Here is a 1958-nt window from a genome sequence, read left to right on the forward strand (position 1 = left end):
GTGGTGGGGTGGACCCTCCCATACCGTCACCCGGGAGGGGTGGCAAGGCGGAGGCTCCCCGCCACATCAGCCTGCCTTGTCGCCCCCCGTCGAAAACGAAACGCCGCGAAGCCCGGAGAGGGGGCCTCGCGGCATGGGGGGACAGCGGACAGCGGGGCTTTTCAGTTCCCCGCGAGCCGCTGCGCGTCGGCGAGGTACTCGCCCTTGGGCTCGCGGCGCACGTACTCGGCCGCCAGCGTCTTCACCTTGCCCGACTGCTTGGGGTCCTTGGAGAGCAGCGACGCGTAGAAGTAGTACACCGGCGAGTAGTTCTCGTCGGCCTGCAGCGCGCGCTGGTAGGTCTCGTCCGCCTTCGCCGTGTCACCCTTGCCCTGGTAGACGCGGCCCAGCTCCGTGAGCGCGTTGGCGACGCGGTCCGGCTGGCCGAAGAACTCCTGGCTGGCCTTCTCCAGCTGCTCCTTGGACTTGTCCCACTCCGAGCGCTCCCGGTAGATGGCGCCCATGGCGAGCCGGGCCTCCGGGTTCTTCGCCTTGGGGTCCTTCACCGCGCGCTGGTACTGCGCGAGCGCGTCCTCCAGCTTGTTCTGGCGGCGGTAGGCGTTGCCCAGCATCACCACCAGCTTGGGGCTGTCGCCCATCGTCTTGAGCGCGGTGACCAGGGCCTCGGAGGCCTCCTTCTCACCGCCCGGCTTGCCCATGAGGGCCTTGGCCAGCTCGACGTGGAACTGCGCGCGGCTGGCGTCCACGCGGATGGCCTTGCGGATCTCCTCCGCGGCCGCGTCGTAGTTGCCCTCCGCCAGCAGGCGGCGGCCCTTGATGAGGTTCAGCTCCGGGTTCTGCTTATCGAGCGCGAAGCCGGTCTCCTCCGCCTTCGCCACCTCCTGCTTCGCCTTGGCGGGATCCGCCGGCACGCCCGTGGCCTCCGTCAGCAGCTGCTGCTGGTCCGGCTTGAGCGTGGGCATGGCCAGCGCCACGCGGGCGATGAGCAGCGAGCGCGCCAGCTGCGCGGTGGCGAGCTGACGGGGGCTGGGCGGGGGCTCCGCCTCCAGCAGCTTCTTGATGTCCCGGCTGGCCACCGCGTAGTTCGGCGCGTCCTGCTCCAGCATCAGCAGCGAGCGGCCCAGCAGCGACTCCGGGTGGTCCTTCTCGTAGCGCAGGGCGAAGTCGTAGTTCTTCCAGGCGGTGTTGTCCTGGCCCAGCCGGCGGTACACCGCGCCCAGGCCCGCGTAGACGCGCGGATCATCCGGCGCCAGCGCCTGCGCGCGCTCCAGGCTGTCACGCGCGCGCTCCAGGTCGCCCGCGTTCATCTGGATGAGGCCCAGCGTGAGGTACAGGAGCGAGGACGCCTTGTTCTGGTCGTTGAGCTCCTTGACCTGCGTCTCCAGCGAGGAGAGCGCGCCCTTGCCGTCACCGGAGTAGGTCTTGATCAGCGCCTGCGCGGCGATGAGGTGGCTGGACAGCTCCTTGCCCTTCTGGGCCGCCGCCAGGTGCTCCTCGGCCTGCCGGCGCGCGTCGTCGCCGCCGCCGTGCTCGCCCCAGCGGATGGCGTACGCGTACGCGAGGTAGCCGTGGGCCGCGGTGGAATCCGGATCCACCTCCAGCGCCAGGTCCGCCGCCTCGCACGCCTTCTTGTAGCTGGCGAACGAGTCGTGCTTCAGCTGCTCGGTGGCGACGTCCAGGTTCTTCTTGAGCTCGCGGCCGCGCTTCTTGGCCTGCGCCGAGTACCAGCCGTATCCACCCGCGAACAGCGGGATGAGGATGAGGAGGATGAGCGACAGCATCTTGCTGCCGTTGCTCTTGGCGGGGCTCTTGCGGCGCGACGACGGCTCGTCGTCGTCCTCCTCCACCTCTTCCACCACCACCTGCGGGCGGCGCTGGGTGGGGCGCGCAGCGGAGTCGTCCGACGTGCGCGCCGTGCGGGCCGCCTGCTGGGACGGGGCGTTGATGCGGCCCACGGG

General features: G+C 70.3%; 1 protein-coding gene. It reads right to left on the reverse strand.

The window, feature by feature from the left end; translation table 11 throughout:
* Positions 1–161 precede the first annotated feature (161 nt).
* On the reverse strand, positions 162–1958 hold a 1797-nt coding region (locus D7X55_RS38965), incomplete at its 5' end, for a tetratricopeptide repeat protein (RefSeq protein WP_233610353.1).

The organism is Corallococcus sp. AB049A (assembly GCF_003668885.1).
In the GTDB taxonomy this organism is placed as follows: domain Bacteria; phylum Myxococcota; class Myxococcia; order Myxococcales; family Myxococcaceae; genus Corallococcus; species Corallococcus interemptor.